Source organism: Clostridium sp., assembly GCF_051654825.1.
Lineage (GTDB): Bacteria > Bacillota > Clostridia > Clostridiales > Clostridiaceae > Clostridium.
This window is the reverse complement of record NZ_JBOFYU010000253.1, coordinates 1-6,729: the sequence shown is the minus strand read 5'-3', so window position 1 is coordinate 6,729 and position 6,729 is coordinate 1. Positions and strand designations below refer to the sequence as shown.

Here is a 6,729-nt window from a genome sequence, read left to right as displayed (position 1 = left end):
CTTTAATATTTTGTGTTCTACTTAAAACTATTTTCTTAGTATTAGCTATTTGATTCGAATAAAATTCCTTGAAATTAAATAAATATCTATCAAACCTTTCAGAATCTATTACAGTGATTATGTTGTCAATTTCAACCTTTTCTTCTATTTCATTTGATTTAAAAATATTAATTACCTCTGTAAGCTTAGCTACTCCTGATGGCTCTATTAAAATTCTTTCTGGATTGTATTTTTCTATAACTTCTAAAATAGCCTTTTTAAAGTCTCCAGTAACCTGACAGCAAATACACCCTGCATTTATTTCTGTAACTTCTATATCTGATTCTCTTAAGATAGCCCCATCAATACTTACTTCTCCAAATTCATTTTCAATTATTGCTACATTTCCCTCATATACCTTGTCCTTAATTAGCTTTTTCATAAGCATAGTTTTTCCTGCACCTAAAAATCCTGAATATATATCTACTTTTATTTTCACTAAAATCCTCCTAATTACTCTTATTTCCCTTAAAGAATCTTATGTTTTTAAATAAAAAGATATGATTACAACTTGTATTTTTTTTATTTTTGGTAATACTAATTATGATTAATTTTTAATATTAAGGAGAGATTATATGTCTAGTAAAACAGGTGTAGTTAAATGGTATAACCAAGAAAAAGGCTTTGGATTTATTTCTTGTGATGATGGAAATGACGTTTTTGCCCATCATTCTCAAATAAAAGAAAAAGGTCCTGAAAAAGATTTACATGAAGGTGAAAGCGTTAGCTTTTCAATAGAAGAGGGTGAAAGAGGCCCTATGGCTGTAAATATCCAAAAAATATAATAAATAAGCTCATGCAAGTGCATGAGCTTATTTATTATCCTCTTTAAGATTTTTATCTACTTTTTCTAAATAATTTATTTCATTTACTATATTATTTTCAAATTCTTTAACTGCTCCCTTTGTATAATTACCAAGTGCAGCAATATTAACCTTTCCATTAATCTTATTACTATCCATATAGTATCACCTCATAATTATATTGCCCATGAAAATACTATATATTCAACTATTCTATTTATGTTAACGTTTAAATTCTAAATCGGATTGTACATATATAATACATTTATTATAAAATCTCTTGTATCAGAATCTAATTTTCTTGTTGCTTCTATTGATTTTATATTAAAAATTCTACTAAATAAACTATAAGCTAATTCGCAAATAAATTTACCTGAGTGATTTATCCTTCCATCCTTTGATAATCTTTTAAAGTCTATTCCAAGGTTATCTACATATTCCTTAGTTACTGGATAAACATCCTCTAGACTTAATAACTTTAAGATTAATTCTAGTTCTTCCTTGTTATTCCCCTGTACTCTGTTAATTAAATCAAAGTAATTATTCATATGTGCAGCATTTATAAAATCAATCTCACTATTCATCAATATCATCTCCTTTTATTTAATTATATACTATAATTTTGTCATTTTTGTTTCAACTACATTTAAAAATACATCCTTTTAAACATATCCTCTCTAAATGTTTCTTACTATATATATAATATTAATTTAAAGGTTATATATGTTACTAAAATCCTTTTAAAATTAAAAAATCAGATAGTTCTCTCTATCTGATTTCTTCCCTATGATAATAAATTTTATACTCTACAACTTCCTGAATATGAATCCTTAAACATATCTGCTTTTCTCTTTTTATTTATATAATTTATTGCTCTCATTTTAAATCTTTCTACATGATTGTACTTATAAAAAGCTTCTAAATCAGAAGATACAAAAATACCGTCCATAATTAAGTACTTTAAATCTTGTAGATTATTTAAATTTTCTTCCTCTACATTTTCCTTTTCTGCTTGAAGCATTAAGCTTTCAAAATTATCTCTTGCTTTTGTTAGCTTGTCTATAATACTTTCTTCTGTAGTAAATAAACTATCATTATTTGATAACTCATAAATAAACTTAATATACTCATTATTTACTGCATTATATTCATCATATATTTTAACTAAGTTCATAACTTTACCTCACAATTTTGTTTTTTTACATTATACCACATAATTTAATATAGTTTTATTCTTTTGATAGCTCAATAATTTTATTTTTTAATGTCTCCAATTCCTTTTCTAATTTTTTTAGTTTTTCTTCAATATTATCTTCATCTTTACTTTTCTTTCTATCTGTTTTATCCTTTGTATCACTTTCATTATTGCTTTTTTGTGGATCATTATATGGACAATCACTATTTTCAATATTTCTACGGTTTATGTTATAGCACTTTCCAGGTCCACTCTCAAAATATTGTTGTTGTGCATTATATGTTAATATTGTTTGTCCTAATAAACTAATCCAGTTTCCTAGCGCATTTTGTACATTAAAAGGAAGGTTACTTGATATTACGGCTCCTAATATAGATCCCATTACAGTAAATAGTTCTGGGTTTAAATCTTGAAATCCCCAACATATATCATTATTAAAAAATCTACATTTATTTTCATTATTACTTGAATTACTACTAGTGTCGCTATTACTTGAATTATTATTTTTAGAGCTATTACTTTTGTTATCTCCTGATGAAGATGTATTAGTATTATCATTATTAGAGTCTTTTTTTGCAGTATCTTTGTAGTTCTTTAAAAATTCTTCCAATACATTTTCCGTATCCATATTCACCCTAAAAAAATTACTATAAATTAATATATTCTTTTATCTATATTTTTGAAACTATATAATTAAAAATCTCTCTATTACTTAAATTAAATAAGGTAACACTAAAAGTGTTACCCATTTTAATTATTCAAAATTAGTTGTAGAAAATAACATGAAGTATCCTTGTGGATGAGCACATACCGGACATGCTTGTGGTGCTTCTAATCCTTCATATATAAATCCACAATTTGTACACATCCATCTTACTTCAGTAGACTTTTTAAATAAACTTCCACTTTCTAATTCTTCAATGTATTTCTTGAATCTATTGCTATGAGTATTTTCTATAGACGCAATTTTTTCGAATAAAGTTGAAATAGCACTAAAGCCTTCTTCCTTTGCAATATTTCCAAATTCCTTATATATTTGATCTGATTCAGCTTCTTCATGCTTTTGTGCTGCCTTTAGTAATGGTAATGTTTTAGTTTCAAGTTCTGCTGGATATCCAGTTGAAATATTTATTTCTTCTCCTGAAAATTCCTTTAACTGCTTCATAAATTGATAAGCATGAGCTTTTTCTTGATTTGCAGTATAATTAAACAAATCCTCTAAAATAAATAGCCCTTCTTTTTTAGCAACTTTTGCAGCAAACTCATATCTATTTCTTGCTTGACTTTCACCTGCAAAAGCTCTCATAAGATTTTCTTTTGTTTTACTATCTTTTAAATTAGCCAACTATCTCACTCCTAATATTATATTTCAATATTAGTATTAGATTATAAAATTAAAATATTCATTTTCATAATAATGATATTAATTAATAATTTATTTTTCTTCTTCTTTATCAACATATAAATCTGAAATATTATTTACTTCTTCCTTATTTAAAGCACTTATATAATTCAATATTTTTTTAATGACCTTACTTAACTTCTTAATAACATTCAAATAAATCAACTCCCAAATATATTTATTAAATATACCTTTATAATAAATATATTTATTATTTGAACTTTTAATGTCACTATTATAGCTAATAAATGAACAATATTTTTTACATTTCATACATTAAATATATAATACTATCTTAGGAAGTGTTTATTACGTCAATAATAAGTAAATTACTTTATGTAACTATGATTGGTTGTGGATCTTATGTTGAAAGAGCTTTTAATAAAAATACTGAAGAATTCTCTAAAGTAAATAGAAATGTATTATTTAATATTTTAAACAAGAACTCTGAAAGCGAAATAGGTTTAAAATACGGCTTTAATGATATAAAGTCTATTGAAGACTTTAAATCAGCTCTTCCTTTAAGCGAATATTCTTATTATGATAAGTATATTGCAAGAATGGCAAATGGTGAAAAAAACATATTAATTACAGAAGAGGTTGAATACTTTGGACACACGTCAGGTACTACTGGAAAGCAAAAGCTTATTCCTGTCACTAAAAGTAGTAGAATAAAATGTTCTAAATATATGGCTTTATTAAATACAAGATTTGCTTATAATAATTTTAAATCTAATTGGAATTATGGTCGTGGACTTATGATTGCAGATGTAGTTCAAACAAGCTATACACCAGGTGGCATTCCTATTTGTTCTGCAACTTCTGGAGGAATGAATGGAATAAAAAAAATCATTCCATATCTATATACATCTCCCTATGAGGTTATGACTGTAAAAGATAAAGAATCTTCCCTTTATCTCCACCTTTTATTTGCATTAAGAGAAAAAAATCTCCTGTATATTAGTGGAGTTTTTATATCCAATGTTTTAGACTTATTACGTATTTTAGAAGAAAAGCATGGAATGTTAATTAAAGATATACGAATGGGAAGAATCAACAAAAAAATTTCTATTGATGAGAAAACTAAAACAAAGCTTCTTAGTTATTTAACTCCTAAAGCTAGCCGTGCAGATGAACTTGAAGAAGCCTTTAAGTGTGGAACTAAAGGTATTTGCAAAAAAATTTGGCCTTCATTAACTTATATTGCATCTGTAACAGGAGCTAATTTTTCAATTTATGATGAAATAGTAAACTACTATACAGATTCTCTTCCTATTTGTTCCTCAGCCTATGGTGCAACAGAAGGAATGATAGGAATAAATCCTTACTCTAGCAAAATTAGATATATAGTTATCCCTGATACAGTTTTTTATGAATTTATTCCTATTGATAAATCCTTTGATGATAATCCAACAACCTTTTTAACTAATGAGCTAAAAATAGGAGAAACATATGAAATAGTCATAACCACCTTTGCAGGTCTTTATAGATATAGGTTAGGCGATGTAGTAAAAGTTGTTGGCTTTTACAACTCATCACCAGAAATACAATTTTTATATAGAAAAAATCAAGTGTTAAATATGGTTTCAGAAAAAACCACTGAAGAGCATTTAACTACTTCTATTCAAAATACTATGAGTAAACTAGGATTATCCTTAATTGATTATACAACTTCGGCTGATAACTCTATTACTCCTGGACGTTATAAAATATACCTTGAAATTAAATGTTGTGTTCCTTGTGAAGTAATTCAAACTATAGAACGAATTTTAGATAAAGAGCTTAGAAAATCAAATTTAGCTTATGATAGATTTAGATCCAAAAGATCACTTTCTTCCCCTAAGGTTATAATATTAAATGAAGGAACTTTTAAGGAAATAAAGGAATATTTATTGTCTAAAGGTGTTTCTAAAAATCAAGTAAAAATTCCTAGAGTAATAACTACAAATAAAAATATTTTAAAGGTAATAAATAAGAATAATCTATACTAATATATAAGGATATTATTTTAAAGAGGTGACTATATGGCTCTAAAAAAAATTATAGCAATGCTTATTGGAGGCTTTTGTAGTATTGTTATTCTTTTCTTAATTATTACCACAATATCCGGCTTACTAATGATGTTTGGCATAGAGCTAAATATTAAAAATGATGCTTTAACTATAATTAGCGATTCTGAAAAATTATCTGCTAATGTATCTATTGCCTTTGTTTCAATTTTTGGCCTTATAGGTTGTATTCTTGGATTTATAATAGATAGGCGTAGAATTTGCACTTAAAAAAACCTCCTAAAGTATATAAACCACTTTAGGAGGTTTTTTAATTTTTACATTAATTATTTTGAAATGCAACAGCACCATCATAATTGCACCATATAATAAATATTCCTAAATTAAATATAGAATCCTTTATATTAGATACTAATTCAATATATCTGTCTTCATAAGGTATAGCTAATGCAAATTTAGTTTTATCATTTTCATTTTCTTGAATAAGTCTCATTAAATTATGTATTCCTAAAGAAAGTTTTACCATTGCCCTATTTTGGTCTAAGGTTTTCCCTACCTTTTTCTCTTCATAAGCTAATGAACCTCCTATAGCATCTATAACAAGGTTTATTTCACTATTTTTAGCTGCAATATCTATATCTAAATTTTTAGTTATATTTGAATCTAAAACTCTATAGTTTTTTACTCTTAAATAATTTTGTATAATAGATATTACACTTTTTTCAGTTAAACGGCTGTTTCTTATACTTCTTTTATCTTCCTCTTCGTCATTCTTATCCTTAAATAATTTAAGATATTCTTCATCAGTTAAAACTATAGTATTATTATTTGATATTTTCACTTCTCCATCTCTATTTATAAGCTCATCATATTTCATATAAAAGTAACTATTAAATCCTGATTTATAAGGTCTCTTTTTTATATCATCAACATGGCTAAATATATAAAACTTATATTCACCATCATAACAAAACTGCCACTTTAAATTAATATCTCTAATATAAGCCTTAACATTTCTTTTTTCTTCATCCGAAATTTCTAGGTTATCTATTTCTTCAGGTTTTCTTGGATTTAAAATAAATGTTTTAGCTACAACATATATTTTCTCCATAAAACCACCTGTTGTTCTAAATGTATAATACAATGCCTTTTTAAAGGAATATCCCTTTTCTACATTAGGATGGGCATATACTTCATGCTCATAAATAATATCAAATGTTTTACTTGCAGGAATAGAAATTACCTCTTCCTCAAATACTACTTTGCTACATAACCCTAATT

General features: G+C 26.1%; 10 protein-coding genes and 1 pseudogene. 2 read left to right on the top strand and 9 right to left on the bottom strand.

The features are described from left to right. On the bottom strand, positions 1 to 478 hold a 478-nt coding region (locus ACRDBA_RS15530), incomplete at its 3' end, for a GTP-binding protein (protein ID WP_438573836.1). Between the two features lie 136 nt (positions 479 to 614). Here ACRDBA_RS15530 and ACRDBA_RS15525 point away from each other — a divergent pair. Next, the gene (locus ACRDBA_RS15525; RefSeq protein ID WP_438573835.1) at positions 615 to 824 is read left to right on the top strand and encodes a cold-shock protein; all 210 of its coding nucleotides are present in this window, start codon (positions 615 to 617) and stop codon (positions 822 to 824) included. 27 nt (positions 825 to 851) lie between these two features. Here ACRDBA_RS15525 and ACRDBA_RS15520 read toward each other — a convergent pair whose 3' ends face one another. The 6 genes from ACRDBA_RS15520 to ACRDBA_RS15495 all read right to left on the bottom strand — a co-directional run bounded on the left by ACRDBA_RS15520 (position 852) and on the right by ACRDBA_RS15495 (position 3,595). Next, on the bottom strand, positions 852 to 1,001 hold the full coding sequence (locus ACRDBA_RS15520) for a hypothetical protein (RefSeq protein ID WP_438573834.1): 150 nt from the start codon (positions 999 to 1,001) through the stop codon (positions 852 to 854). A gap of 77 nt (positions 1,002 to 1,078) precedes the next feature. Further along, entirely contained in the window at positions 1,079 to 1,426 is a 348-nt protein-coding gene (locus tag ACRDBA_RS15515; RefSeq protein ID WP_438573833.1) for a hypothetical protein, read from the bottom strand. 215 nt (positions 1,427 to 1,641) lie between these two features. Continuing rightward, positions 1,642 to 2,016 carry a hypothetical protein gene (locus tag ACRDBA_RS15510; RefSeq protein WP_438573832.1) on the bottom strand — a complete coding sequence of 125 codons (375 nt, stop codon included), beginning with the start codon at positions 2,014 to 2,016 and terminating at the stop codon, positions 1,642 to 1,644. 55 nt (positions 2,017 to 2,071) lie between these two features. Then, on the bottom strand, positions 2,072 to 2,665 hold the full coding sequence (locus tag ACRDBA_RS15505) for a hypothetical protein (RefSeq protein ID WP_438573831.1): 594 nt from the start codon (positions 2,663 to 2,665) through the stop codon (positions 2,072 to 2,074). Between the two features lie 126 nt (positions 2,666 to 2,791). Beyond that, positions 2,792 to 3,382, bottom strand: a complete 591-nt coding sequence (gene rbr, locus ACRDBA_RS15500) for a rubrerythrin (RefSeq protein WP_438573830.1) — start codon at positions 3,380 to 3,382, stop codon at positions 2,792 to 2,794. Positions 3,383 to 3,472: 90 nt separating this feature from the next. Beyond that, on the bottom strand, positions 3,473 to 3,595 hold the full coding sequence (locus tag ACRDBA_RS15495) for a hypothetical protein (protein WP_438573829.1): 123 nt from the start codon (positions 3,593 to 3,595) through the stop codon (positions 3,473 to 3,475). 146 nt (positions 3,596 to 3,741) lie between these two features. On the opposite strand from ACRDBA_RS15495, the gene ACRDBA_RS15490 reads away from it, so the two are divergent. Continuing rightward, positions 3,742 to 5,430, top strand: a complete 1,689-nt coding sequence (locus tag ACRDBA_RS15490) for a GH3 auxin-responsive promoter family protein (protein ID WP_438573828.1) — start codon at positions 3,742 to 3,744, stop codon at positions 5,428 to 5,430. Between the two features lie 29 nt (positions 5,431 to 5,459). On the opposite strand, the gene ACRDBA_RS15485 is transcribed toward ACRDBA_RS15490, so the two are convergent. Together ACRDBA_RS15485 and ACRDBA_RS15480 are read right to left on the bottom strand one after the other, a co-directional pair. Further along, complete coding sequence (locus ACRDBA_RS15485; protein WP_438573827.1) at positions 5,460 to 5,714, bottom strand: hypothetical protein; 255 nt, start codon at positions 5,712 to 5,714, stop codon at positions 5,460 to 5,462. Positions 5,715 to 5,770: 56 nt separating this feature from the next. Further along, positions 5,771 to 6,729 (bottom strand): annotated as a pseudogene (locus ACRDBA_RS15480) (hypothetical protein); the annotation flags it as partial.